Consider the following 22475-nt stretch of genomic DNA (forward strand, 5'->3'; position numbering starts at 1 on the left):
GCGGCTCAGCGCAGCGGCAGGTATGCCGTGAGGTCGGCCCGCTGCCCCGACGCCCGCACCGCGCCGCTCGCCGTCGCCTCGGCCCAGGTGGTCCGCCCGGTCGCCAGCGCGAGCCACGTCTGGGGGTCGGTCTCGACCACGTTGGTCGGGGTCCCGCGCGTGTGCCGCGGTCCCTCGACGACCTGGGCGGCGGCATACGGCGGGATCCGCACCTCGACCGACCTCCCGGGGGCGCGCTCGACGAGGTCCTCGAGCAGGTAGCGCACGGCGGTGGCCAGCTGGCTGCGGGAGACCTCCGGCGCGCCGCCCGCTGCGCCGGACTGCGCGGCCTCCCAGGCCGCCAGCGCCTGCTCGCCGGCAGCCGGGTCGACCCGACGGCGGGCGGGCATCAGGTGAGCGGGTCCCGCTCGATCGGGCAGGACATGCAGCGCGGGCCACCCCGCCCCCGCCCCAGCTCGGAGCCGGCGATCTCCAGCACCTCCACCCCCTGCTCGCGCAGGTAGGCGTTGGTCACCGTGTTGCGCTGGTAGCCGACGACGACCCCGGGCTCGAGCGCGAGCACGTTGCAGCCGTCGTCCCACTGCTCCCGGGCCGCCGCCCGCGGGTCCTGCTCGGCGGCGAGCACCCGCACCGAGTCCACCCCGAGGCCGTGCGCGACGACCTGCATCATCTGCTCGGGTTCGTGCCGCTCGATCTCCAGGCGCAGCTCGCCGGTCGCGGCGTCCTGGTCCCCGGCCGTGATGGTCCAGGACGTGAGGTCCGGCAGCCCGGCGTAGCGGGTGAAGGTCTGCTCGTCGAGCATCGTCATCACCGTGTCGAGGTGCATGACCGCGCGCGCCTTGGGCATGTCCAGCGCGACGACCCGCTCGGCCTCGCCGGAGGCCAGCAGCCGGCGGGCCAGGCGCTCGACCCCGGTGGCCGTGGTGCGCTCGGAGAGCCCGACGAGGACCATCCCGTTGCCCGGCACGAGGATGTCGCCCCCCTCCGCCGTCGCGGGGCCGTCGTCGACGCCGTGGCTCCACCACTGCATACCGGCCTCGGCGAACATCGGGTGGTAGCGGTAGATCGCGTCGTAGTGCACCGTCTCCCGGCGACGGGCCTTCTTGTGCATCGAGTTGACGGCCACCCCGCCGTAGGCCCACGCGGAGGTGTCGCGGGTGAAGAGGTGGTTCGGCAGCGGCGCGAGCACCGAGTCGTGCAGACCGAACTGGTCGATGACCACCGAGCTCGGGCTGCCGATGCGCTCCAGCACCTCGGCCTTGGTGATGCCGCCGATGAGGTGGGTGGTGAGCTCGGCGTCGTCCATCCCGTCGAACATCGCGCGCAGGTCCTCGGCCGCCTGGGGGCCGACGTGCCGCTCGTCCAGCGAGTGGGCGAGGACGTGGGCGCGGGCCTCGGGCACGGCGAGCGCCTCGCGCAGCAGGGTGTCGAAGTGGTGCACCGTCACCCCGCGCTCGCGCATGACCTGCACGAAGTAGTCGTGCTCCTCCTGCGCCTTCTCCACCCAGAGGATCTCGTCGAAGAGGTAGCGCTCCTTGTTGTCGGGGGTCAGCCGGTGCATCTCCAGCCCGGGCCGGTGCACGATGACCTGACGCAGGCGGCCGACCTCGGATCCGACGTGGAACGGCATGGCGTGTCCTTTCGCAGGGGTGCGGACATCCTGCCACGTGGGAGGGAGGCAGCGGGCGCGACGGCAGCAGGGTATGAAGAACCCCTCGCGCACCTGGAAGAGCCCGATTGCCCTTGCTGCATTCCTGCCCTGGGGGAGTTCACCGAGGTACCACCGCACGAGGGGTCCGGCGACCAGTCTAGGTGCTCGGCCGAGACTGTCCAAGACGGCCCGCGCGCGCAGGCTGCACGGGTGGGTGGAAGGCCCGGGTATGCGGAAGGCCCCGGTCACCGGTGGAACGGTGGCCCGGGGCCTCGCCGACTGGCGGAGGATGGGGGATTTGAACCCCCGAGGGTTTTATCCCAACACGATTTCCAATCGTGCGCACTAGGCCGCTATGCGAATCCTCCGCGCAGCAGGATACCCGAGGCGGTCCGGGCGGCCCAAACGCGCGTCCGGTGCGGGCTGAGCGCGCGTCCGGTGCGGGCTGAGCGCGCGTCCGGTGCGGGCTGAGCGCGCGTCCGGTGCGGTCAGCGGCGGCGGGTGCCGAAGACCGAGCGGGTGATCTCCCGCCCGATGACGGTGCCGGCCGAGCGGAGCATCGAGCGGAACGCGCCGGAGGAGACGACCTGCTCGAGCACGCCCCCGTCCGGGTCCTGCCGTCCCCCACCGCCCGAGCCGCGACGTCCTCCGCCGGCCGGACCGGGGGCAGCCTCCCGGCTCGCCCGCGTCCGCGCCTCGGCGGCCTCCTGCTCCTGCGCCGCCCGGGTCGCCGCCTCCATCCGCGCGGCGAGCATCTCGTGCGCGGACTCGCGGTCGAGAGCCTCGGCATACCGGCCGGACAGGGAGGACCCGGCCACCAGCGCCCGCACGACCTCCTCCTCCGAGGGCCCGATCCGGGCCTGCGGCGCCCGGAGCACGGTGCGCGCGACCGGGGTCGGCGCGCCCTCCTCGGAGAGGACGGTGACGACCGCCTCGCCGGTCCGCAGCGAGGTCAGGACCTCGCCCAGGTCGTAGTCGCTGGTGGGGAAGGTCGACACGGTCGCCTTGAGCGCCTTGGCGTCGTTGGGGGTGTGGGCGCGCAGCGCGTGCTGCACCCGGTTGCCCAGCTGCGCCAGGACGGCGTCCGGCACGTCCGTGGGGGTCTGCGTGACGAAGAAGACCCCGACCCCCTTGGAGCGGATGAGGCGCACCGCCTGCTCGACGGCGTCGAGGAAGGCGTCGGAGGCATCGCCGAAGAGCAGGTGCGCCTCGTCGAGGACGAAGACGAGCGTCGGCTTCTCCGGATCGCCCACCTCGGGCAGGTCCTGGAAGAGCTCGGCCAGCAGCCACATGAGGAAGGTGGAGAAGAGCACCGGCCGGTCCTGCACCCCGGGCAGCTCGAGCAGCGTGATGACACCTGCCCCGTCGGCGGTCGTGCGCAGCAGGTCGGCGGTCTCGAACTCCGGCTCGCCGAAGAAGACGTCTCCCCCGGCCGCGGACAGGCCGATGAGCTCGCGCAGGATCACGCCGGCCGTCGACGTCGCGATGCCGCCGAGCCCCTTGAGGTCCGCCCGACCCTCGTCGGAGATGAGGTGCTGGATGACGGCGACGAGGTCCTTGAGGTCCAGCAGCGCGAGCCCCTGCTGGTCGGCCCAGTAGAAGATGAGGCCCAGGCTGGATTCCTGGGTCTGGTTGAGGCCGAGCACCTTCGACAGCAGCGTCGGCCCGAAGCCGGTGACCGTGGCCCGCACCGGGTTCCCCACGCCGTGCCCGCCGAGGTTGAGCAGCTCGACCGGGTAGGCCTTCGCCTCCCACTCCTGGGCGAGGCCGCTCATCCGCTCCTCGACCTTGCCGCCGCCCTCGGCAGGGGTCGCCAACCCGGTGAGGTCGCCCTTGACGTCCGCGAGGAAGACCGGCACGCCGGAGTCCGAGAGCTGCTCGGCGAGCACCTGGAGGGTGACCGTCTTGCCGGTGCCGGTCGCCCCGGCGACCAGTCCGTGCCGGTTCATCGACCCCAGCGGCAGCCGGACGACCGCCTCGCTCGCCACGGCCTCCCCGTCGGTGCCGACCGCGCCGCCCAGCGTGATGCTCGGCCCGGCGAAGGCGTACGCCTCCCGGATCCGGTCGACCTGGCTGCTGCTCTGCTCGCTCACGCACCAGACTCTAGACTGCGCGGCATGATCTTCAAGGGCGTCGGGGACGAGCAGCCCTACCCCCCGCACGGCCTGGACGAGCCCGGCGACTGGGCGCACCTCCCCCCGCGGATGCTGCGGCTGGACGACCTGGTGACGACGCGCTCGCAGCTGGACCTGAGGGCCCTGCTGTCCTCCGACTCCACCTTCTACGGCGACATCTTCTGCCACGTGGTCCGCTGGCGGGGCACCCTCTACCTCGAGGACGGACTGCACCGTGCCCTGCGGGCGGCGCTGCAGGGCCGACCCGCCGTCCACGGGCGTGTCCTCGACCTCGACGGCACGGCGACTCGCTAGCCTGCTGCCCTTCGGGAAGGACTTCTGCGTGGGATACGTGCGCACCGCCGGCATGTCGACGGCCGCCCGCCGGGCACGTCGTCGCGCCGCCATGGTCATGGCGGCGCTGCTCGGCGTGCTCGTGCTGGCCCTGGTCCTGGCGATGGCCTCCATGCAGGGCTGGTTCGGCATGGGTGGGGACACCGACGAGGCACCGGCGACGGTCGCGGCGCCGACCCCCACGCTGGTCGCGGAGGACGTCGTCGTCAACGTCTTCAACTCCACGGGCGTCGCAGGGCTGGCCGGACGGGCGAGCGAGGGCCTGCAGGCGCGGGGGTTCACGGTCGACGGGGTGGACAACTCCGGCGCCGACCTCGAGGGTCCGGGCCAGATCATCCACGGCCCCTCCGGCCTGGAGGGGGCCCAGCTGCTGGCCGAGGCGCTGCCCCAGGAGGTCGAACTGGTGCAGGACGAGCGGGAGGACGCGACGCTGGACCTCGTGCTGGGTGACGCCTGGGAGGACCTGCCCGCACCCGAGGAGCCCGAGCCGACGGGGGACGGTCGATGAGCGCGCAGCACGAGGTCCGCGTCGAGCGCCGGGTCGAGGCCCCGGCCGGCGCGGTCTGGGAGGTCATCACCGACCTCGACCACGCGCAGGAGCGCCTCTCCCAGGTCACCGACCTGCACGTCATCACCCCCGGCCCGTATGCCATCGGCACCGGCTGGCGGGAGACGCGCCGGATGATGGGAGCCTCGGACACCCAGGAGATCTGGGTGGTGGACAACGACCCCGAGCGGCGCACCGAGACCGAGGCGCGCTCCGGCAACACCACCTACCGCACCGTGATGACGCTCGAGCCGCTGGCGGAGGCCGACGCCACGCTGCTCTCCGTGCACTTCAGCGCCAGCACGCCGGACCCCCGGGCCCTGCAGCGCCTGGCGCTGCGGGTCGTCGGCCCGCTCGGGCTCAAGCTGACCGAGAAGGCCCTGCGCACCGAGCTCGACGACATCGCGACCGCCGCTCAGGAGCTCCACGCCCGCTGAGCCCGCCTGTGGACAACCTCGGCGGGGCCGCCCCGGTCAGCCCTAGGTTCGGTCCATGGACCACCTCGGAGCACCACCGCCGACCCCGCACCACCCGCCGGCCCGCGGGCCGACCCTCCACCCCCCGGAGGACCGCCGGGCGGGAGCGCCGCCCGACCCCGGCTCCCCCTGGGGGCCACCACCACCCCGGGGCGACCCGTGGGGCCCGCCGGGCTACCAGCACCCGCGGGGCACCTCGGCCCTGGTCCTCGGGCTGCTGAGCGTGACCGTCCTCACCCCGCTCGGGCCGTTCGCCTGGGCGATGTCGCGCCGGGCGCTGCGGGAGGTGGACGCCGCCCCGGTCGTGGTCACCAACCGGGGACAGCTGGTCGCCGCCCAGGCCATGGGGGTCGTGGCGACCGCCCTCCTCGCCGTCATGGTCGTGACCGTCGTGGCCGCGGTGCTGGGGGTGCTGCTCCTCGGGCTCTGACGCCCGGCCCGGTGCGCCTACCGGCCGGTGTCGACGAGCCGCACCTGCTGCAGCGCCCCGGGCTGGATCGCCGCCGGGCCGCCGAACGCGCCGACGTAGTCCGGCCGGCGCAGCTCCAGGCTCTGCCGGGTCTGGGTGGGCAGCCCGTCGGGGCGCACGAGCAGCATGGGGCTGCCGACCTGGCCGGCGAGCGCGCCGCCGGCCAGGGCGTCCGGCCAGTTGCGGCCGGTGGCGACGAAGGCCATCTCCTGCGCGGCGGGGATGCGCTGCGCGACCCGGGAGGCGACGGCATACCGGTCCTTGCCGTCGAGCCGTCGGATGGAGGGCGCCGAGGCGCCGCCGAGGCCCCTGCGCAGCTGGGTGATCACGTCGCCGGACACGGCACCGCTGCCACCGAGCACGACGACCTCGTCCGGCCGCAGGTAGCGCAGGGCGTCCATCACCGGGGCCGGCACCTCGCCGTGCTTGGTGAGCAGCAACGGTGCGCCCTCGTAGGCCGCGGCCGCGCCGCCGGTGAGGCCGTCCGGCCAGTTCTGCCCGGTCGCCAGGTAGGCCGTGGACCCGCCCTGCTCCCAGAAGGAGGAGGCGACCGCGCCCGAGACGGCGTAGCGGTCGGCCCCCGTGACGCGCTCGACCCCGTCGGCGTAGCGCAGGAGCTCGTCGGCCACCCCCTTGGTCACCGCGCCGGTGCCGCCGAGCACGACGATCCGGCGCGGCTCCAGGGCCTTCAGGGCGCGCACCGTCGAGCCCGGCAGGCTGGCCTTCTTGGTGAGCAGGACGGGGCCGCCCACGAGGCCCGCGAGCGCGGAGCCGGACAGCGCGTCGGGGAAGTTCTGGCCGGAGACGACGACGACCGTGTCCGCGCCGTCGGCCCAGGACGCGGCGATGTTGGCGGCGACGGCGTAGCGATCGGTACCGCTGATGCGCTCGACGACGGAGTGGCGCTGGTAGCCGGTCGCCGCGGCGGCGTCGGTGGTCAGCGAGCGCCCCGACCACGCGAGGACCGTGAGGGCGGTCGCCCAGACGTCCCCGTCGGCGTGCTCGAAGAACTCGGGCAGCGCCCCGTCGGCGTGCTGCTGCTGCAGCAGCCAGGTCATGGTGACGTCGCGCCGCGCCGGCTCGTCGGCGTCGGTCCCGGCCATGGCGAAGCTCTGCTGGGCCAGCGCGTTGACCCCGACGGGCAGGTCCTCGGCGAGCACCGGCGCGTCGCCCCGGGAGAGCGCGAGGTAGTCGCGGGCGCCGAGCCCGGTCACCCGGGCCCTGCGCATGCTGTCCACGCCGGCCATGGCCTGGGGCGTGACCGCGGTGGACCACGCCTCGACCCCGCCCCCGGACCTGATGCCCGCGGTCGTCGGGTCGGCCGCCGCGGCGACGGCGTCGACGGCGGCCTGGGGGACGGTGCCGCCGCTGCGCTTCAGGCCCATGACGCAGATGCCGGTGACGAAGACCCAGTCGTCGCCGCACCGCCCGTCGGCCAGCTCGGTCCGCAGGGCGGCCACGAGGTCGACACCACCGAACGACCGCGGGTTGCGGCCGGCGACGTCGACCGCGATCGCGGTGAGGCCGAGGACCACGGGATCGGCCGCTGCCGTGGGGGCGCGCCGCTCCAGCTGGCCGGTGAGGCGCTGCAGGTCGCCCGCGTGCTCCGGACCGGCCGCACCCAGCGCGATGACGGCCAGGGCGAGCCCGTCGGTCGTCATCCGGCCGGTGCCGGCCTGGGCGGCGAGCCAGACGGCACCGCGGTCGGCGGCGGCCGCCAGGTCGGCCGCGCGCACGGCGGCCGGGGCGTCGTGAGGCGTCGACGCGGCCGTCGACTCCTCCCCCGGGGCGGTCACCTCGACGGCGGGCGCCGCCGGGAGGGTCAGCGCCCCGGGGCGGCTCTCCTCCGTCGGGGGCTCGGCGAGCGCCACGAGCGGGGAGGCCAGCAGGCCCGCGGCGAGCGCCGTGGTGAGGGTACGGCGCAGGGGACGACGGAGCATGGTGGCTCACTTCCGGGGACGAGACATCCGGCCCTCGGGGACGTGGAGGGCGACCCTCCGGGGACGAGAGGAGGGCGGCGTGAGCATAACGCGGCGACCGCTCCCGGGGCCAGAGATCTCGGAGAGGTTCCTGTGACGGACGTGGTTTCGCCCAGGTGGCTCCGAGGACCGGCGGGTAGCCTCGGGGGATGTACCGCTTCGAGCCCCCACCCGCGCCGCAGTTCGGCGCCGGCTCCGAGCCCGACGACCCGTATGCCGACCCCGGACCGGCCGCGGCCGACCGCAGGCCCCCCGCCGGGCCTCGGCGCACCGCCCCCGCAGCACCCCACCCGCGGACCGGAGCAGCGCTCGTCCTCGGGATCCTGTCCGTGTGCGGCGTCGCCGTCCTCGGACCCGTCGCGTGGGCGGTGGCACATCTCGCGCTGCGCGAGGTCGACCGCTCCCCCGTCCCCACCCGTGGCCGCTGGCAGCTGGTCGTGGCCCGCACGCTCGGGATCGTCGGCTCCGTCTTCCTCCTGCTGTGGATGCTGGCCGGCCTCTTCGTCGCGGTCGTGGTCGGCGTGGCCGACGCCCTCGGCTGACCGGCCGCCCCCGGCACGGAAGAACCCCCGGACCGGTGGTCCGGGGGTTCTCGTGTCGATCCAGCGACACCGCGGTGGCGGTGGGATTTGAACCCACGGTGGACTTGCGCCCACACACGCTTTCGAGGCGTGCTCCTTAGGCCGCTCGGACACGCCACCGCCGACGAGGCTACCCGACGAGCAGGGCCCACCCCAAACAGTCGCCCCCGTCAGCGGCGGTCGGTGAAGAAGGTGGTGAGGAGCGCGGCGCACTCCTCTTCCAGCACCCCGCCGACCACCTCGACCCGGTGCAGCGCGCGGCGGTCCCGGGGCAGGTCCCACACCGACCCGCACGCCCCGGCCTTGTCGTCCCAGGCCCCGAAGACCACCCGGTCGACCCGGGCCAGCACGGCCGCCCCGGCGCACATCGCGCAGGGCTCCAGCGTCACGACGAGGGAGCACCCCTCCAGCCGCCAGGACCCGAGCGCGGCGCCCGCCTCCCGCAGCGCCACGACCTCCGCGTGCCCGGTCGGGTCGTGCCGGAGCTCGCGCACGTTGCGCCCCCGGCCGACGACCCTCCCGCCGACGTCGACGACGACGGCCCCGACGGGCACGTCACCGGCCTCCCCCACCGCCCTGGCCTGCGCGAGCGCCTCCGCGACCCAGGCGGCATACCTCCCGGGGCCCCAGGCCGCGTCCGCCGGGGGCGCGGGCGGGGTGTCGGGCAGGTCGGTCACGTCCTAGAGTCTGGCGTATGCGCGTCCTCGTTGCCGACCACCCGCTCATCGCCCACAAGCTGACCTACCTGCGCGACCGGAGGACCGACACCCCGACCTTCCGCCGCCTGGCGGACGAGCTGGTGACGCTGCTCGCCTACGAGGCCACCCGCGAGGTGCGGGTATCGCCGTTCGAGATCGAGACCCCGGTGGCCGCGACGACGGGGATCCACCTGGCCACGCCCAAGCCGCTCGTCGTGCCGATCCTGCGGGCCGGGCTGGGGATGCTGGACGGCATGATGCGGATGCTGCCGACCGCAGAGGTCGGCTTCCTGGGGATGGTCCGCAACGAGGAGACCCTCGAGGCGCACACCTACGCCAACCGGCTGCCGGACGACCTCGACCGTCGGCAGTGCTACGTCCTCGACCCGATGCTCGCGACCGGCGGGACGCTCATCGCGGCCATCCGCTTCCTCGTGGAGCGCGGCGCCGACGACATCACCGCGATCACGCTGCTCTCTGCGCCGGAGGGGATCGAGAAGGTCCAGGCCGGGCTGGCCGACGTCGAGCCCCCCATCACCCTGGTGACCGGAGCCATCGACGAGCGCCTCAACGAGCAGGGCTACATCGTGCCCGGGCTCGGCGACGCCGGCGACCGGCTCTACGGCGTGGTCTGAGGGCAGGTATGCCGCCGCCCCAGCCCGCGGACGCGACACCTGCCCCGGCGGCCGGTGCGGCGCGCCGCGGGCGGGTCTCGACCCGGTCGGCGGTCGAGCCCTTCCACGTGATGGAGGTGCTCAAGGCGGCGGCGCAGCGGCAGCGCACCCACGGCGACGTGCTGACGCTGTGCGCCGGGCAGCCGTCCACCCCCGCCCCCGCGGCGGCCCGGGCCGCCGCGATCGAGGCGCTGGACACCGACGTCCTCGGCTACACCGAGTCGACCGGCATCCTGCCGCTGCGCCGGGCCGTCGCCGAGCACCACCGGGAGACCGCGGGCATCGACGTCGACCCCGACGACGTCGTCGTCTTCCCCGGCAGCTCCGGGGCCTTCACCACGCTCTTCCTCGCCGCCTTCGACGCCGGCGACCAGGTGGCGATGACGCGGCCCGGTTACCCGGCATACCGCAACAGCCTGGCGGCCCTGGGCTGCGAGGTGCTGGAGCTGGACTGCGGTCCCGACACCCGCTTCCAGCCGACCGTGGCGATGCTGGAGGCGCTGCCCGCGCCCCCGGCCGGGCTCGTCGTGGCCTCCCCCGCCAACCCGACGGGGACCGTCATCGACGCCGGCGAGCTGGCGGCGCTGGCGCGGTGGTGCGAGGAGCACGGGACGCTGCTGGTCAGCGACGAGATCTACCACGGGCTCAGCTACGGCCGGCCGACCACGAGCGCCTGGGCGACCTCGCGCGAGAGCGTCGTCGTCGGCTCGGTGAGCAAGTACTTCTCCATGACCGGCTGGCGGGTGGGCTGGCTGCTCGCCCCGCCCGGGCTGCGGCGCCCGCTCGAGGTCCTCACCGGCAACCTCAACATCTGCCCGCCGGCCATCGGCCAGCACGCCGCCATCGCCGCGCTCGGCCCCGGCGCGCGGGAGGAGCTGGACGCCCACCGGGAGCGGTATGCCGCCACCCGTGAGCTCCTCCTGCGGCGGCTGCCGGAGGTCGGCCTGCACGACTACGCCCCGCCGGACGGCGCGTTCTACGCCTGGTGCGACATCGGGCACCTCACCGACGACTCGGTCGCGTGGTGCCGGGCCCTGCTGGACGACTGCGGCGTGGCCCTGACACCCGGCGTGGACTTCGACACCGTCCACGGCCACCGCAAGGTGCGGCTCAGCTTCGCCGGCTCCACGCAGGAGGTCGACGAGGCCCTGGACCGGATGGCCGTCTCGCCGCTGCTGCGGGCCTGAGGACCCCGGGGGACCCGGGGACGGAGCTGTCCGGCCAGCGCCCCGGCGAGGGCGAGACCGACGCCGAACAGCTGGGTGGTGCCGAACGGCTCGGCCAGCAGCGCGACCCCGAGCCCGGTGCCGACCACCGGGTTCACCAGCCCGAGCAGGGCGGTCGAGCCCGCACTCATCCGGGTCAGACCGGTGAACCAGCACACGTAGGCCACCGCCGTGCCGACCACGCTGAGGTAGGCGTAGGCACCGGCCGCCGCGGCGTCCACCCGTGGTGGCGCGCCCTCCACCACCCAGGCGACCGGCAGCAGCGCCAGGCCACCGGCGAGGAGCGTCCAGCTCGTCATCGGGAGCAGGCCGGCCGGTGAGGGCCACCGCTTCACGAGCACGAAACCGAGCGCCGAGCTGGCGACCGCGCCGACCGCGGCGGCCAGACCCACGAGGTCCACACCACCCGGGACCTCCGCCGCGAGCAGCGCCACGCCGCAGGCCCCGACGAGGCCCCCGAGCACCTGCCACCGCCTCGGCGACTCCCGCAGCACCAGCCACGCCAGGGCCATCACCACCAGCGGCGAGAGTGCGGTGGTGGTCGCCGCCAGCCCGCTCGGCAGCCGGTATGCCGCGACGAAGAGCAGGGCGAAGAAGAGTCCGATGGTGAGCACCCCGAGGACGGCGGCCCGCCACCACCACGACCCCTGGGGCAGGCGCCGCGTGAGCGCCAGCAGCAGGAGCCCCGCCGGCAGCGCGCGGACGCACGCCGAGAAGAGCGGTCGGCCCTCTGGCAGCCAGAGCTGGGTCACCGCGTAGGTCGACCCCCACGCGATCGGCGCCACGACGGTGACGAGGACGAGGGCGGCGCGGGAGGGCGTCGGTTGCGGCAGTATAGTTTCCACGGAAGAGACAATAGTTTCCATGGAAGGTATCCGCAACGGGTGGGTAGGGTGGGCCTGTGACGGACAGCGACCCGGTCGACACGATCCTCGAGCAGTGGCGTCGCGAGCGCCCGGACCTCGACACCTCCCCCATGGGGGTCATCGGCAGGATCAGCAGGCTGGGCGACGAGCTCGAGGCCCGGTTGCGCCCGACCTTCGCGGCCAGCGGGCTGGGCGAGGGCGAGTTCGACGTGCTGGCCACCCTGCGGCGCAGCGGGCCGGGCGCCGAGCTCACCCCCGGCGAGCTCACGGCGTCGATGATGGTGACCTCGGGCGCCGTGTCCAAGCGGCTCGACCGGCTGGTCGGCGCCGGACTGGTGCACCGCCGGAGCAGCGAGCACGACGCACGGTCCCGGCTCGTGTCCCTGACCGAGCAGGGCCGAGAGCTGGTCGACGCGGCGGTCGAGGCGCACCTGGCCAACGAGGAACGCCTGCTGTCCGGACTCTCGCCGGAGGAGCGGCGGCAGCTCGCCGACCTCCTGCGCAGACTCACGCTCTCGCTCCCCGCGGGGTGAGGACGCGCTGCCGCGGCCGCAGGCCTGCTGCGCGGGGTCGACACGCACGCGGTGACGAGACTCGGCATACCCCACCACATCTGCCACACTGGCACCAGACCCGTGTCCCCTGTCCAGCGAAAGGCACCTGACATGCCGTCCACGGTCAAGAAGGTCCTGCACTGGCTGCTGTGGGGTTTCCTCATCTACGCCGTCATCACCAACCCCGACCGCGCCGCCGACATCGTGCGCGCCGTCTGGGACATCATCAGCCAGGGCTTCCTCAACATCGGCCGGTTCTTCAACCAGCTGATGGGGGTCTGAACGGTCGAGGCCGCGTGAGCGCCCACCCCTCGACCGCACCCCGCATCAGCCGCCGGGTCGCCAAGCGCTACCTGCTCACCGACGAGCGGGTGGTGGTGTCGACCCGCTGGCACTGGGCCAAGCTCCTCAAGCCGGGGTCCGCCGTCGCCGTGGCCCTCTTCCTCACGCTGTGGGTGGCGGCGTCGGTGACCGAGCCCGCCGCGACCGGCCTGGCGCTGTCCGTCCTCGCGGTCGTCTGCGCCTGGGCGGGGTGGCAGGTGCTGGAGTGGCGCTGCGAGTGGTTCATCGCGACCGACCGCCGACTGCTCAAGACCTACGGCCTCATCACCCAGCGGGTCGCCATGATGCCGCTGGTCAAGGTCACCGACATGAGCTACGACCGCACCATCGCCGGTCGGCTCCTCGGCTACGGACGCTTCGTCATGGAGTCCGCCGGGCAGGACCAGGCGCTGAGCCACATCGACTACATCCCGCAGCCGGACGCGAAGTACCAGGCCATGTGCGAGACCATCTTCGGCCGCGACGTGCGCGACCCGGGCGAGGACGACGACGGGTGGGACGACGAGGGGTATGCCGACGGTCCCGACCACCGCACCGGTGACCCGGGCCGGGGCTCGTGGGGCCAGGGCCAGGGCCAGGACCGCACGGGGTCGGGGGGTGCCGTGGTCGGACGGCGGCAGCAGTGGGAGCCGGTGGACCCGGGGCAGCTGCCCTCGGACTGGGACTGGGAGGGCGAGACGCCGGGTCCGCGACGCGCCCCGACGCGGCGGCGCGTCGCGGTCGACCCGGACCCCACGCCGCTGCGCTGACGCCACCACCCCCGCTCCCCGCACAGCACGCGTGGCCAGGCCGCACAGGACGCGTGCCCAGGCCGCACAGGACGCGTGCCCAGGCCGCACAGGACGCGTGCCCAGGCCGCACAGGACGGGTGGTCAACCGGCACAGTACGCCCGCCCAGGCCGCACAGGACGCGCAGCCAGACCGCACAGGACGCGCCTGGCGACCGTCAGCCGGCCGCGGGGACCTCGAGCTCGAACCTGTCCCCGTACGGGCGGAAACCGATCCGCTCGTAGTAGGGGTGCTGCATCCCTGCCGGTGAGAGGACCCGGGTGAAGCCGCGGCGGGAGAAGAGCCCGGACTCGCGGTAGACGAACTCCCCGGGCGAGAAGTCGCGGTGGCTGGGGGTGACCCAGTCCAGGACGACCTCCGCGGTGCCCTCGCCGGCGTCGCGCGCCAGGACCACCCCGACGGTCTCGTCCCCCTGGAGCACGAGGAAGGCCGAGTGCTCGGCCGCCGGCTCGTGCTCGAAGCCGGGGTTGTAGCGCGCGATGTCCTCGCCGTGGACCGTCAGCACGTGACCGAGGTAGCGGTCGTCGGGCTCGACCTCGAGCACGGTGTAGGCGTCGGCGTCGTGCCGGCTGCGCAGCATCCGCCACAGGTAGACGACGTTGATGACGGCGAGCACGACGTTGAGCCCGACCATCGGCCACACCCCGACGACGGCGTTGTACCCGATGAGGACGACACACCCGACCAGGTTGATCCACCGCAGCCTCAGCACGCGCGTCTGCAGCAACGACACCACCAGGATGGTCGAGCCGACCCAGCCGAGCACCTCGATCCAGTTCATCCAGGCAGGGTAGGGGGTCGGGGTGCGGCAAACCTAGAATCACCCCATGGCAGTCCGACCCATCACCGTCATCGGCCACAAGGCCCTGCACGCCCGCACCAAGCGGGTGCGCGAGATCACCGACGAGATCCGCACGCTCGTCGACGACATGTTCGACACCATGGCCGCGGCGGAGGGGGTGGGCCTGGCCGCGAACCAGGTCGGCGTGCGGCTGCGCCTCTTCGTCTACGACTGCCCGGTCCCGGGCGAGGACAACGTCCGGGGCGTGGTGGTCAACCCCGTGCTCGAGCGGCTCGGCAGCCCCGCGCCCCTGGACGAGGAGGAGGACGGCGAGGGCTGCCTCTCGGTCCCCGGTGAGTGGTTCCCGCTGGCCCGCCACCCGCGCGCCCGGGTGACCGGCACCGACCTGGACGGCCACGAGGTCGTCGTCGAGGGGGACGGTCTGCTCGCCCGCTGCCTGCAGCACGAGACCGACCACCTCGACGGCTACCTCTACGTCGACAGGCTCACCGGCCCGGTCAAGGCCGAGGCCCGCGAGGCGGTCAAGGACCGCGGCTGGGCCGCCGACGGCGTCGTCCGCTGGGACCCCTCGGCCACCACCGCCGACGAGGTCTGAGACCTCCGGGTATGCCGGCCGCCCCGGTCCTCGACCGCCGCAGCCTGCTCGCCCTGACCGGCGGGCTGTCGCTGGCGGCGTGCACCGGCGGCGGGAGCCCGGGCACGGGCGGCGTCTCCACGGGTGGCACCCCGGGGGCGACCTCCTCGCCGCCCGCCTCGCCGGGGCCTGCACCGGCGACGTCGGGGCAGCAGCGCTCGGGCCGTATCAGCTACGGCGACCACCCCTCGCAGTGGGCCGAGCGTCAGGTGCCCGACGGTCCGAGCCGGGGCACGGTCGTGGTCCTGCACGGCGGGTTCTGGCGGGACGCCTACGGCGCGGACCTCGGTGAGCCGCTCGCGGCCGACCTGCTGGCCCGCGGGTGGAGCACGCTCAACGTGGAGTACCGCCGCGTCGGCGGGGGCGGCGGCTACCCGCAGACCTTCGACGACGTGCACGCGGCGATCGAGCTGCTGGGCGGGGAGGAGAGCGGCGACGGCGATGGCACCGGACCCGTGGTCACCCTCGGACACTCGGCCGGCGGCCACCTCGCGGCCTGGGCGGCCGCCCGGCTCGACGCAGGCTGGCCAGGGCGCACCCGGGTGACCCACGTGGTGTCCCAGGCCGGCGTGCTCGACCTGGGCACGGCATACCAGGAGCGCCTGGGCTCCGGCGCGGCCCGTGACCTCGTCGGCTTCGGCCCGGACGACCCGCGCTTCGCCGCCGTGGACCCGATCCGCCAGGTCCCGCTCGGCGCGCCGGTGTGGGCGCTGCACGCGCCGGACGACGGGCAGGTGCCGATCAGCCAGTCGCAGGACTACGTCACCGCCTCCCGCGAGGCGGGCGGGACGGCCGAGCTCGTCGAGGTCACCGGCGGCCACTTCGACCTCATCGACGTCACCACCGACGCCTGGGCGCGGGTCGTCGAGGTCCTGGACGGCATCAGCCCGCCCCGCTGACCGACCCCCGCCCTCTCGGACGCGGCCTGCTGACCGACCCCCGACCTCTCCTACGCAGAAGGTGCACCTCTGCGGTGATGCATCACGCTCGAGGAACGACATCTGCGCAGGAGTGCAGGAGCAGGCCGTCCCACGTCGCCCCGGTGCGGCGCTGGTGGGCTTCCACGGTGACCGCCACACGCTCCGGGGCGCGCGTCACCGTGGGCGCAGCCAGCTCGACCACCGCCCGGATACGGGCGAGATCGTCGAGGTCGGACCAGACGAGGCGGGCCACGCCGTAGCCGAGGCGCCGTATGCCGTCCTCGCGACGCTTCTCCTCCACCAGGGCGGCCCGACCCTCGGCACCGGCATACTTCAGCGCGCCGTCGACCTCGACGACGACGCCCAGATCGGGGAGCAGGAAGTCGACGCGGGCGACGAAGGCACCGTGCTGCTCGCGGAGGACCACCTGCGGGACGACCCGGAGACCGAGCGCGAGCAACCGGATCCTGGCCCTGGACTCGGCGGCCGACTCCGCCGTCGGGCTGGCCTGGGCGACGACGTGTCGGGCCCTCGAGAGGTGGGGGGTGCGGCGCATCGCCTCGACCCAGCCCAGCATCTCCTGCCTGCTGGCCAGGTCGGCGCGCAGCGCGGCGTCGGCGACGCAGACCCCGGCGTCCACACCGGCCTCGAGAGCGGTGCCGACCGCCGCGAGCGCCGGGGTCACGACCGGGAGCCGCCCCACGAGGCCGAAGGCGTCGGGGCGGCCCGGGAAGGCGTGGATGGTGAACGTGGCGTGGCTCCGCGTCGCCGCCGTGCCCGAGGTCCGGGTGAGGTGGATCCTCGGCAGCGCGCTGGCCAGGACCGGGAACCCCCATCGCAGGGCCGCGCTCTGGTGGCTCGCGGCGACGTCCGGTCTGGCCCGGCTCAACGCGATGACCGCCCTGGTCGCCTCGATCGTCCGGTCCTGCGACGGTTCCGCATAGGCGCCCCGCCCGACCCGCCGCAGGAGCTGGTCCGACACGAGGCGCCGCAGGTCGTTCGGACCCAGCCCGAGGCGGCGCGCCTCGGCCGTGGTGATGACACCGTCGTGGGCCGCGAGGAAGGCGGCGAGCCGTGGGAGGTCGTCCATGTCGGTGATGCTGGGCCGGGGGCGGGGCTGCGGCCAGCCCCCGCCGGGCATCTGTGGACGCAGAAGAAGCGCCGCTGGGGGTGTGGACGACGGGCCCGACCCCACTCATACGCAGAAGGTGCTCTTCTGCGGTGATGCATCACGGCAGGGGAGCACCTTCTGGGTATGAGTCGGTCCAGCGCGGCAGGGGCGCCGGCCAGGGACGGCGTCAGTCCATGTCCTCCAGCTCGCGGCCGTTGGTCTCCGGCACGAACTTCAGGACGAAGAAGAAGCTGAGCAGCGCGCACAGCGTGTAGAAGCCGTAGGCGAAGCCCAGACCCAGGTCGGCCATGGCCGGGAAGCTCGTGGAGATCACGAAGTTGGCCAGCCACTGTGCCGCCGCCGCGACGCCCAGCGCCGTCGCGCGGATGCGGTTGTTGAACATCTCGCCGAGCAGGACCCACACGCCCGGACCCCACGACATGCCGAAGAAGACGACGAAGCCGTTCGCCGCGATGAGGGCGATGAGACCGGTGGTGTCGCCCAGCTGGGGGGACCCGTCGACGACCGGTGCGTTGGCGAAGATCCACGCCATCGTCCCGAGCGTCAGGAACATCCCCGCCGACCCGATGCTCAGCAGCACGCGACGGCCGATCTTGTCGATGAGGGCGATGGCCAGGATCGTCACAGCGATGTTGGTCACCGAGGTGATGACCGTCTGGGTGAGCGCGTCCTCCTCGGTGAAGCCGACCGCCTGCCACAACGTCGAGGAGTAGTAGAAGATGACGTTGATCCCGACGAACTGCTGGAAGACCGACAGCCCGATGCCGATCCAGACGATCGGGAGCAGCCCGCCTCCGGACTTCATGAGGTCCGTCAGGGACGCCTTGGCCTCCCGCCGCACCGTCCGCTGGATCTCGGTGATCCGGTCGGCGATCCCGCGCATCATGACCCGGCCGAGGACCTCGCGGGCCTCGTCGACGCGGCCCAGGGCGACGAGGTAGCGCGGTGACTCGGGGATCGTCGTGGCCAGCACGCCGTAGGCGACGGCCGGGATGATCTCGGCCCAGAACATCCAGCGCCAGGCGGTGCTGCCCCACAGCGCCTCCGCGGAGCCGCCCGCGACGCCGGCGAGGAAGTAGTCGGAGAGCAGGGCGATGAAGATGCCGCTGACGATGGCCAGCTGCTGCAGCGAGCCCAGCCGACCGCGGATCGACGCCGGGGCGATCTCCGCGATGTAGGCGGGCGCGATCACCGACGCCGCACCCACGCCGATGCCGCCCACCACCCGCCACACGATCATGTCGACCGGGCCGAAGGCGAAGCCCGACCCGATGGCCGAGATGGTGAACAGCGCGGAGGCGAGCATCATGACCCGGATGCGGCCGATGCGCTCGGCCAGGCGGCCCGCGGCATACGCCCCGGCCATGCAGCCGAGCAGCGCCGAGCTCACGACGAAGCCGGTCAGCACCGACCCCATCTCGAAGTCGCCCTGCATGGCCGTGACCGCACCGTTGATGACGGCGGTGTCGAAGCCGAAGAGGAAGCCGCCCAGCGCGGCCACCGAGGCCAGCAGGATCGCCTTCCCGAGATAGTAGTCCCGCTCCCCGACCTGTACCTGTGACCGCTCGCTCATGTCCACCACCCTTTCGGTCGTCATCCTTGACGCAACGACACCCGACAGTGTGCACCTCCACGCACCTCCGCACCACCAGACGCGCGATACGGTGATGACCTCTCGGATCTCGACACACAAGGACGTGGGGTATGAAGCTGGCCTCCAGGCTCGACAACCTCGGCACCGAGACCGCGTTCGCGGTCGCCGCGGCCGCCGCCGACTGGAAGGCGCAGGGCCACGAGGTCTACCCCTTCCACCTGGGCGACCTCGACGTCCCGCTGGCCGACCACATCGTCGAGGCCATGAACGTCGCCATCGCGAACGGCAAGACGGGATACTGCCCAGGCCCCGGCATACCGGAGCTGCGGGCCGCGCTCGCCGACGACATCGGGTCCCGCCGCGGGATGACGTTCGGCCCGGAGGAGGTGACCGTCATGACCGGCGGCAAGCCGGTCATCACCAAGTTCCTCCAGGCGGTGATGAACCCGGGCGACGAGGTCCTCTACCCCAACCCGGGCTTCCCCATCTACGAGAGCCAGATCGAGTACCTCGGCGGCCGCGGACGCTCCTACCGCTACCTGCCGACCGACGACGGCTTCCGGATCGACCTCGACCAGCTGCGCGACCTCATCACCGACCGGACCGTCGCGATCATCTACAACGACCTGCAGAACCCCATCTCGGCGGAGTCGACCGACGCCGAGCGGGAGGCGATCGCGCAGCTCGCCATCGAGCACGACCTGTGGGTGCTCTCGGACGAGGCCTACTTCGAGATGCGCTACGAGGGCACGTCGACCTCCATCGCGAGCCTGCCGGGCATGCGCGAGCGCACCTGCATCCTCTACACCTTCTCCAAGAAGTTCGCGATGACCGGCTCCCGGCTCGGCTGCGCCGTCGCACCGCCGCCCATGGGCAAGGTCTTCTCGACCATGAACACCAACGACGAGTCCTGCACGACCCACTACGTCCAGTGGGCGGGGATCGCCGCCCTCACCGGCCCGCAGGAGCCGGTGGCCGACATGCTCACCACGCTCAAGGCGCGCCGGGACGCGGCGTGCGAGATCGTGGCCGACACCCCGGGCATGTCCGTCGAGACCCCGCGCTCGACCTTCTACCTCTTCCCCGACGTCACCGAGGCCATCCAGATCGTCGGGGCGCGCGACGTCGGCGACTTCGCCCAGCAGGCCCTGCACGCGACCGGGGTGAGCTTCTGCACCCGCAACCACTTCGGCCGCCCGCAGCCCGGGGAGGACCGCAGCTACATCCGGTTCGCCTACTCCGGGCTCCCGGAGGAGCAGATCCGGCGCGGCCTGGGCGGGCTGCGCGAGTGGATCGGCAGCCACGCATGAGCCGGGTCGTCGTCACCGGCCGGATCCCCAAGCCGGGGCTGGACATCCTGCGTCGCGCCGGTCACGAGGTCGACGTCTGGGACAGCGAGGACCAGCAGCCGCGCGAGCAGCTGCTCGCGCAGGTCCGCGGCGCCGACGCGCTGCTCACGCTGCTCACCGAGCAGGTCGACGCCGAGCTGCTCGACGCCGCCGGAGACCAGCTGCAGGTCGTCGCCAACGTCGCGGTGGGCTACAACAACGTCGACGTGGAGGTATGCCGCGAGCGCGGCGTCGTCGCCACGAACACTCCCGGGGTGCTCACCGAGGCGACCGCGGACATCGCGATGGGCCTCATCCTCATGGCCACCCGCCGGCTCGGCGAGGGCGAGCGGGTCATCCGCTCGGGCACCCCGTGGCAGTGGGGCATGTTCTACCTGCTCGGGTCGGGGCTGCAGCGCAAGACGCTCGGCGTCGTCGGGCTCGGCGGGATCGGCGCGGCCACGGCCCGGCGCGCCCGGGCCTTCGGCATGAACGTCATCTACTCCTCCCGCTCCCAGGCCCCGCGCGAGCTGGAGCTGGAGCTCGGGGCGCACCGGGTGGACCTGGACACCCTGCTGGCGGAGAGCGACGTGCTCTCCCTGCACTGCCCCTACTCCCCCGCCACCCACCACCTGCTGGGCGCCGAGCAGTTCGCCGCCATGAAGCCCACCGCCTACGTCGTCAACACCGCCCGCGGGCCGGTCATCGACGAGGCGGCGCTGGCCCAGGCGCTGCGGGAGGGGCAGATCGCCGGGGCCGGGCTGGACGTCTTCGAGGACGAGCCGCAGGTGCACCCCGACCTGCTGGGGTGCGAGAACGCCGTGCTCGTCCCCCACCTCGGATCGGCCACCATCGAGACCCGGACCGCCATGGCCACCCTGGCCGCGGACAACGCCGTCGCCGTGCTGGCCGGCGAGGAGCCCCCCACCCCCATCCGCTGACCCCGTCGCCCACGGACGAGGGGTCGCGCACCGGGCCAGGTGTCAGTAGCATCTCGACATGCGCGGGCAGCTGCTGGACCAAGCCGAACGTCAGGGCGAGCCAGGGCGGTTCACGCTCCAGAACGCGAGAATGCTCAAGGTCGACCTGAGCGGCACCGGGGGGTTCTTCTACGCGATGCAGGGCTCGATGGTCGCCTACCAGGGCGACGTCGACTTCGCCTACGAGGGCTCGGGCGGTGCGGCCAAGCTCTTCAAGAAGGCCTTCACCGGCGAGGGGATGTCGCTCATGAAGGTCTCCGGGAGCGGGGACGTGTTCCTCGCCAAGGACGCCGACGAGATCTTCGTGCTCGAGCTCGAGGACGAGCAGGTCACGGTCAATGGCAAGAACGTCCTGGCGTTCGAGAGCAGTCTGCGGTGGGACATCAACCGCGTCGAGGGTGCGTCCATGCTCAGTGGTGGTCTGTTCAACACGACCTTCAGCGGCTCGGGGATGATCGCCGTGCTGGCCCACGGCGACCCGGTCGTGCTGCAGGTCGACGCCCCGACCTTCGTCGACATGCAGTCCGCCGTCCTGTGGTCCGGCGGCCTGCGCTCCTCGGTCCGCAGGACGGCCCGGCTGGGCGCCGTCGTCGGCCGCGGCTCCGGCGAGGCCTACCAGCTCGCGCTCACCGGGTCGGGCGTCGTCGTGGTGCAGGCCTCCGAGGGGCACCCGCCGCCCTCCAGCAGCAGCTGACCCCCCTCGACATCCCGGAGACACGCCCGCCCGCACCGGCTCATCCGCGCACGTGCGTCGATGAGCCGGTCGGCCCCGGCGTGTCTGCGGACATGACGAGGGCCCCCACCGCATCCGGTGGGGGCCCTCGTCATCTGTCTCAACCAGAGCGCGCCCGAAGGGATTCGAACCCCTAACCTTCTGATCCGTAGTCAGATGCTCTATCCGTTGAGCTACGGGCGCTGGCGATCAGCAACTCTAACGGATCGGCGCTCAGGGCTCCTAATCGCAGCCCCGCCGCCCCCGCTCAGGGCTCCTCATCGCGCCCCGCGTCACAGCAGCGCCAGGACCTCCTGGGCCAGCACGACCACCCCCATGACGAGCACGAACCACCCGAAGGCCACCCGCAGCCGGTCCGGGTGGACCCGGGACACCAGCCGTCCACCGACCAGCGCCCCGGCCACGGCGGCCGCGGTGACGACACCGGCGGTCGCCCAGTCGATGCTCACCGAGGACAGGTAGCCCGCGAGCCCCGCCCCGGACTTCATGGCGATGACCACGAGCGAGGTGCCCACGGCCACCGGCATCGGCAGCCCGCCGAGGAGCACCAGCGCCGGCACCACGAGGAAGCCACCGCCCGCACCCACGATGCCGGTGACGAAACCCACCACCAGGCCCTCGCCGACGACCAGCGCCCACGGCAGCGTGTCGTGCGCCCGGGTCGGGGCCGGGCCGGACGGGCGGCGGAGCATGGCCCAGGCGGTGGCGAGCATCATGAGGGCGAAGGCGAGGAGCAGCAGGGTGCCCGGCAGGAACGCGGCGACCCGGCCGCCGAGGTAGGCACCGACCATGGCGAACCCGCCGAACATCAGCCCGGTGCGCCACTGCACCCGCCCGGCCCGGGCGTGGGCGACGGTGGCGACGGCACTGGTCACCCCGACCACGAGCAACGACGTCGCGATCGCCTCCTTGGCCTCCATGCCCGCGACGTAGACCAGGAGCGGCACCGTGAGGATCGACCCACCGCCCCCGAGCAGGCCGAGCGAGAGCCCCACGAGGACGGCGAGTGCGGCGACGAGGAAGATCACGAGA

Annotated in this window: 23 protein-coding genes, 3 tRNA genes, 1 other RNA gene and 2 pseudogenes; 15 read left to right on the forward strand and 14 right to left on the reverse strand. The window is 73.4% G+C overall.

The window, feature by feature from the left end:
• Nucleotides 1-5: 5 nt before the first annotated feature.
• From Q0967_RS09215 to Q0967_RS09235, 5 genes are all read right to left on the reverse strand, one after another.
• On the reverse strand, nucleotides 6-389 hold the full coding sequence (locus Q0967_RS09215; RefSeq protein WP_298752279.1) for a sterol carrier family protein: 384 nt from the start codon (nucleotides 387-389) through the stop codon (nucleotides 6-8).
• Nucleotides 389-1630 (reverse strand): arginine deiminase, encoded by a 1242-nt coding sequence (locus Q0967_RS09220; protein WP_298752277.1) that lies wholly within the window; start codon nucleotides 1628-1630, stop codon nucleotides 389-391. The genes Q0967_RS09215 and Q0967_RS09220 overlap by 1 nt, the downstream gene beginning before the upstream one ends.
• A gap of 72 nt (nucleotides 1631-1702) precedes the next feature.
• Nucleotides 1703-1801: signal recognition particle sRNA small type (ffs, locus tag Q0967_RS09225), an RNA gene on the reverse strand.
• A gap of 130 nt (nucleotides 1802-1931) precedes the next feature.
• Nucleotides 1932-2019 (reverse strand) — tRNA-Ser (locus Q0967_RS09230).
• A gap of 120 nt (nucleotides 2020-2139) precedes the next feature.
• Complete coding sequence (locus Q0967_RS09235) at nucleotides 2140-3744, reverse strand: helicase HerA-like domain-containing protein (protein WP_298752275.1); 1605 nt, start codon at nucleotides 3742-3744, stop codon at nucleotides 2140-2142.
• Nucleotides 3745-3768: 24 nt separating this feature from the next.
• On the opposite strand from Q0967_RS09235, the gene Q0967_RS09240 reads away from it, so the two are divergent.
• Genes Q0967_RS09240 through Q0967_RS09255 form a run of 4 tightly spaced genes read left to right on the forward strand, consistent with a single transcriptional unit; the run spans nucleotide 3769 to nucleotide 5572 of the window.
• Nucleotides 3769-4080 carry a type II toxin-antitoxin system VapB family antitoxin gene (locus Q0967_RS09240; RefSeq protein ID WP_139722429.1) on the forward strand — a complete coding sequence of 104 codons (312 nt, stop codon included), beginning with the start codon at nucleotides 3769-3771 and terminating at the stop codon, nucleotides 4078-4080.
• 28 nt (nucleotides 4081-4108) lie between these two features.
• Nucleotides 4109-4627 carry a LytR C-terminal domain-containing protein gene (locus Q0967_RS09245; protein WP_298752268.1) on the forward strand — a complete coding sequence of 173 codons (519 nt, stop codon included), beginning with the start codon at nucleotides 4109-4111 and terminating at the stop codon, nucleotides 4625-4627.
• Complete coding sequence (locus tag Q0967_RS09250; protein WP_298752266.1) at nucleotides 4624-5103, forward strand: SRPBCC family protein; 480 nt, start codon at nucleotides 4624-4626, stop codon at nucleotides 5101-5103. The genes Q0967_RS09245 and Q0967_RS09250 overlap by 4 nt, the downstream gene beginning before the upstream one ends.
• Before the next feature lie 55 nt (nucleotides 5104-5158).
• Nucleotides 5159-5572 carry a hypothetical protein gene (locus tag Q0967_RS09255; protein WP_298752263.1) on the forward strand — a complete coding sequence of 138 codons (414 nt, stop codon included), beginning with the start codon at nucleotides 5159-5161 and terminating at the stop codon, nucleotides 5570-5572.
• Nucleotides 5573-5589: 17 nt separating this feature from the next.
• Here the strand turns inward: Q0967_RS09255 and Q0967_RS09260 are convergent, their stop codons facing one another.
• Complete coding sequence (locus Q0967_RS09260) at nucleotides 5590-7551, reverse strand: cell wall-binding repeat-containing protein (protein ID WP_298752262.1); 1962 nt, start codon at nucleotides 7549-7551, stop codon at nucleotides 5590-5592.
• Nucleotides 7552-7739: 188 nt separating this feature from the next.
• Between Q0967_RS09260 and Q0967_RS09265 the strand changes: the two genes are divergently transcribed.
• Nucleotides 7740-8132 (forward strand): DUF4190 domain-containing protein, encoded by a 393-nt coding sequence (locus Q0967_RS09265; protein WP_298752259.1) that lies wholly within the window; start codon nucleotides 7740-7742, stop codon nucleotides 8130-8132.
• A gap of 72 nt (nucleotides 8133-8204) precedes the next feature.
• On the opposite strand, the gene Q0967_RS09270 is transcribed toward Q0967_RS09265, so the two are convergent.
• Nucleotides 8205-8291: transfer RNA gene (locus Q0967_RS09270), tRNA-Ser, on the reverse strand.
• A gap of 50 nt (nucleotides 8292-8341) precedes the next feature.
• On the reverse strand, nucleotides 8342-8839 hold the full coding sequence (gene tadA, locus Q0967_RS09275; RefSeq protein ID WP_298752587.1) for a tRNA adenosine(34) deaminase TadA: 498 nt from the start codon (nucleotides 8837-8839) through the stop codon (nucleotides 8342-8344).
• 26 nt (nucleotides 8840-8865) lie between these two features.
• Here tadA and upp point away from each other — a divergent pair, with 26 nt between their 5' ends.
• The gene (gene upp, locus Q0967_RS09280) at nucleotides 8866-9504 is read left to right on the forward strand and encodes a uracil phosphoribosyltransferase (RefSeq protein ID WP_058890087.1); all 639 of its coding nucleotides are present in this window, start codon (nucleotides 8866-8868) and stop codon (nucleotides 9502-9504) included.
• A gap of 110 nt (nucleotides 9505-9614) precedes the next feature.
• Complete coding sequence (locus Q0967_RS09285) at nucleotides 9615-10730, forward strand: aminotransferase class I/II-fold pyridoxal phosphate-dependent enzyme (RefSeq protein WP_298752585.1); 1116 nt, start codon at nucleotides 9615-9617, stop codon at nucleotides 10728-10730.
• A gap of 47 nt (nucleotides 10731-10777) precedes the next feature.
• On the opposite strand, the pseudogene Q0967_RS09290 reads toward Q0967_RS09285, so the two are convergent.
• Nucleotides 10778-11635 (reverse strand): annotated as a pseudogene (locus tag Q0967_RS09290) (DMT family transporter); the annotation flags it as partial.
• A 35-nt stretch (nucleotides 11636-11670) separates the two neighbouring features.
• On the opposite strand from Q0967_RS09290, the gene Q0967_RS09295 reads away from it, so the two are divergent.
• From Q0967_RS09295 to Q0967_RS09305, 3 genes are all read left to right on the forward strand, one after another.
• Entirely contained in the window at nucleotides 11671-12168 is a 498-nt protein-coding gene (locus Q0967_RS09295) for a MarR family winged helix-turn-helix transcriptional regulator (RefSeq protein ID WP_298752252.1), read from the forward strand.
• 132 nt (nucleotides 12169-12300) lie between these two features.
• Nucleotides 12301-12471, forward strand: coding sequence for a hypothetical protein (locus Q0967_RS09300; protein WP_165368457.1), 171 nt, complete (start codon nucleotides 12301-12303; stop codon nucleotides 12469-12471).
• Nucleotides 12472-12485: 14 nt separating this feature from the next.
• Nucleotides 12486-13280: a PH domain-containing protein gene (locus Q0967_RS09305; protein WP_298752246.1), complete on the forward strand. Its 795-nt coding sequence runs from the start codon at nucleotides 12486-12488 to the stop codon at nucleotides 13278-13280.
• A 197-nt stretch (nucleotides 13281-13477) separates the two neighbouring features.
• On the opposite strand, the pseudogene Q0967_RS09310 reads toward Q0967_RS09305, so the two are convergent.
• Nucleotides 13478-14104 (reverse strand): annotated as a pseudogene (locus Q0967_RS09310) (YgjV family protein); the annotation flags it as partial.
• Nucleotides 14105-14147: 43 nt separating this feature from the next.
• On the opposite strand from Q0967_RS09310, the gene def reads away from it, so the two are divergent.
• Together def and Q0967_RS09320 are read left to right on the forward strand one after the other, a co-directional pair.
• A complete protein-coding gene (gene def, locus Q0967_RS09315) occupies nucleotides 14148-14717 on the forward strand; it encodes a peptide deformylase (RefSeq protein WP_298752245.1) in 570 nt (189 codons plus the stop codon).
• An 11-nt stretch (nucleotides 14718-14728) separates the two neighbouring features.
• On the forward strand, nucleotides 14729-15655 hold the full coding sequence (locus Q0967_RS09320) for an alpha/beta hydrolase (RefSeq protein ID WP_298752243.1): 927 nt from the start codon (nucleotides 14729-14731) through the stop codon (nucleotides 15653-15655).
• A gap of 82 nt (nucleotides 15656-15737) precedes the next feature.
• Here Q0967_RS09320 and Q0967_RS09325 read toward each other — a convergent pair whose 3' ends face one another.
• Both Q0967_RS09325 and Q0967_RS09330 read right to left on the reverse strand, forming a co-directional pair.
• A complete protein-coding gene (locus Q0967_RS09325; protein WP_298752241.1) occupies nucleotides 15738-16766 on the reverse strand; it encodes a type IV toxin-antitoxin system AbiEi family antitoxin domain-containing protein in 1029 nt (342 codons plus the stop codon).
• A gap of 208 nt (nucleotides 16767-16974) precedes the next feature.
• Entirely contained in the window at nucleotides 16975-18381 is a 1407-nt protein-coding gene (locus Q0967_RS09330; RefSeq protein WP_298752238.1) for a sugar porter family MFS transporter, read from the reverse strand.
• A gap of 131 nt (nucleotides 18382-18512) precedes the next feature.
• Between Q0967_RS09330 and Q0967_RS09335 the strand changes: the two genes are divergently transcribed.
• The 3 genes from Q0967_RS09335 to Q0967_RS09345 are packed head-to-tail and all read left to right on the forward strand — an operon-like array spanning nucleotide 18513 to nucleotide 21404.
• On the forward strand, nucleotides 18513-19712 hold the full coding sequence (locus tag Q0967_RS09335) for a pyridoxal phosphate-dependent aminotransferase (RefSeq protein WP_298752236.1): 1200 nt from the start codon (nucleotides 18513-18515) through the stop codon (nucleotides 19710-19712).
• Nucleotides 19709-20671 carry a D-glycerate dehydrogenase gene (locus Q0967_RS09340; RefSeq protein ID WP_298752234.1) on the forward strand — a complete coding sequence of 321 codons (963 nt, stop codon included), beginning with the start codon at nucleotides 19709-19711 and terminating at the stop codon, nucleotides 20669-20671. The genes Q0967_RS09335 and Q0967_RS09340 overlap by 4 nt, the downstream gene beginning before the upstream one ends.
• A gap of 58 nt (nucleotides 20672-20729) precedes the next feature.
• Entirely contained in the window at nucleotides 20730-21404 is a 675-nt protein-coding gene (locus tag Q0967_RS09345; RefSeq protein WP_298752231.1) for an AIM24 family protein, read from the forward strand.
• A 149-nt stretch (nucleotides 21405-21553) separates the two neighbouring features.
• Here Q0967_RS09345 and Q0967_RS09350 read toward each other — a convergent pair.
• Both Q0967_RS09350 and Q0967_RS09355 read right to left on the reverse strand, forming a co-directional pair.
• Nucleotides 21554-21626 (reverse strand) — tRNA-Arg (locus tag Q0967_RS09350).
• A gap of 89 nt (nucleotides 21627-21715) precedes the next feature.
• On the reverse strand, nucleotides 21716-22471 hold the full coding sequence (locus Q0967_RS09355; protein WP_299449694.1) for a sulfite exporter TauE/SafE family protein: 756 nt from the start codon (nucleotides 22469-22471) through the stop codon (nucleotides 21716-21718).
• Between the last annotated feature and the right edge of the window lie 4 nt (nucleotides 22472-22475).

The sequence above is a fragment of the uncultured Serinicoccus sp. genome (genome assembly GCF_947500995.1).
In the GTDB taxonomy this organism is placed as follows: Bacteria; Actinomycetota; Actinomycetes; order Actinomycetales; family Dermatophilaceae; genus Ornithinicoccus.

What these genes read in the sequence shown, in the direction of transcription:
- Q0967_RS09215 (WP_298752279.1), bottom strand. Translation starts at nt 389, where the DNA reads ATGCCCGCCCGCCGTCGGGTCGACCCGGCTGCCGGCGAGCAGGCGCTG.
- Q0967_RS09220 (WP_298752277.1), bottom strand. Translation starts at nt 1,630, where the DNA reads ATGCCGTTCCACGTCGGATCCGAGGTCGGCCGCCTGCGTCAGGTCATC.
- Q0967_RS09240 (WP_139722429.1), top strand. Translation starts at nt 3,769, where the DNA reads ATGATCTTCAAGGGCGTCGGGGACGAGCAGCCCTACCCCCCGCACGGC.
- Q0967_RS09250 (WP_298752266.1), top strand. Translation starts at nt 4,624, where the DNA reads ATGAGCGCGCAGCACGAGGTCCGCGTCGAGCGCCGGGTCGAGGCCCCG.
- Q0967_RS09255 (WP_298752263.1), top strand. Translation starts at nt 5,159, where the DNA reads ATGGACCACCTCGGAGCACCACCGCCGACCCCGCACCACCCGCCGGCC.
- Q0967_RS09260 (WP_298752262.1), bottom strand. Translation starts at nt 7,551, where the DNA reads ATGCTCCGTCGTCCCCTGCGCCGTACCCTCACCACGGCGCTCGCCGCG.
- Q0967_RS09265 (WP_298752259.1), top strand. Translation starts at nt 7,740, where the DNA reads ATGTACCGCTTCGAGCCCCCACCCGCGCCGCAGTTCGGCGCCGGCTCC.
- upp (WP_058890087.1), top strand. Translation starts at nt 8,866, where the DNA reads ATGCGCGTCCTCGTTGCCGACCACCCGCTCATCGCCCACAAGCTGACC.
- Q0967_RS09285 (WP_298752585.1), top strand. Translation starts at nt 9,615, where the DNA reads ATGGAGGTGCTCAAGGCGGCGGCGCAGCGGCAGCGCACCCACGGCGAC.
- Q0967_RS09300 (WP_165368457.1), top strand. Translation starts at nt 12,301, where the DNA reads ATGCCGTCCACGGTCAAGAAGGTCCTGCACTGGCTGCTGTGGGGTTTC.
- def (WP_298752245.1), top strand. Translation starts at nt 14,148, where the DNA reads ATGGCAGTCCGACCCATCACCGTCATCGGCCACAAGGCCCTGCACGCC.
- Q0967_RS09320 (WP_298752243.1), top strand. Translation starts at nt 14,729, where the DNA reads ATGCCGGCCGCCCCGGTCCTCGACCGCCGCAGCCTGCTCGCCCTGACC.
- Q0967_RS09325 (WP_298752241.1), bottom strand. Translation starts at nt 16,766, where the DNA reads ATGGACGACCTCCCACGGCTCGCCGCCTTCCTCGCGGCCCACGACGGT.
- Q0967_RS09330 (WP_298752238.1), bottom strand. Translation starts at nt 18,381, where the DNA reads ATGAGCGAGCGGTCACAGGTACAGGTCGGGGAGCGGGACTACTATCTC.
- Q0967_RS09335 (WP_298752236.1), top strand. Translation starts at nt 18,513, where the DNA reads ATGAAGCTGGCCTCCAGGCTCGACAACCTCGGCACCGAGACCGCGTTC.
- Q0967_RS09340 (WP_298752234.1), top strand. Translation starts at nt 19,709, where the DNA reads ATGAGCCGGGTCGTCGTCACCGGCCGGATCCCCAAGCCGGGGCTGGAC.
- Q0967_RS09345 (WP_298752231.1), top strand. Translation starts at nt 20,730, where the DNA reads ATGCGCGGGCAGCTGCTGGACCAAGCCGAACGTCAGGGCGAGCCAGGG.